Origin of the sequence: Tepidimonas sp., assembly GCF_046292505.1 — a bacterium.
Lineage (GTDB): Bacteria > Pseudomonadota > Gammaproteobacteria > Burkholderiales > Burkholderiaceae_C > Tepidimonas.
In genome coordinates this window covers 1-639 of the sequence record NZ_JBKBQX010000206.1, presented here as the reverse complement: position 1 = coordinate 639, position 639 = coordinate 1, and the positions used below count along the sequence as shown (strand labels likewise).

Here is a 639-nt window from a genome sequence, read left to right as displayed (position 1 = left end):
TTAAGACGGCCCGCCCTGATCTTTTTGACGATATGGGCCTCGTCCGAACCAAGCCCTGATTTCAAAGGGATTAAGACCCCCTCCGGGGCAGCATTGCTTGTGACATGTTTGTCCGAACCAAGCCCTGATTTCAAAGGGATTAAGACACAGTTTGTTCTGACGGATCAGTCTCACAATGTGAGGTCCGAACCAAGCCCTGATTTCAAAGGGATTAAGACGCTTTGCCTCACGTCCAGGCCGCCATTCGCCTCGGTGTCCGAACCAAGCCCTGATTTCAAAGGGATTAAGACTCAGAGCTGGGCTCCACTTGCGGCGCTGCTTCCGTCCGAACCAAGCCCTGATTTCAAAGGGATTAAGACCTCCTCGAATGTCAGCTTGAGACTGCGGAGTTTGTCCGAACCAAGCCCTGATTTCAAAGGGATTAAGACCGTTCAGTTCGTCTCTGGTTCGTTTCGCTTTCTCCGTCCGAACCAAGCCCTGATTTCAAAGGGATTAAGACTTGCTTTTCCAAAGCACTCACAGGTTGCTCCTTGGTCCGAACCAAGCCCTGATTTCAAAGGGATTAAGACGGCCCGCCCTGATCTTTTTGACGATATGGGCCTCGTCCGAACCAAGCCCTGATTTCAAAGGGATTAAGAC

The 639-nt window shown here is 51.2% G+C and carries 1 protein-coding gene; it reads left to right on the top strand.

What is annotated here, in order from left to right:
• Window positions 1–621, top strand: a 621-nt coding sequence (locus ACK4TH_RS12775; protein ID WP_409626984.1) for a hypothetical protein, incomplete at its 5' end; no start/stop codon positions are given.
• Window positions 622–639: the final 18 nt, after the last annotated feature.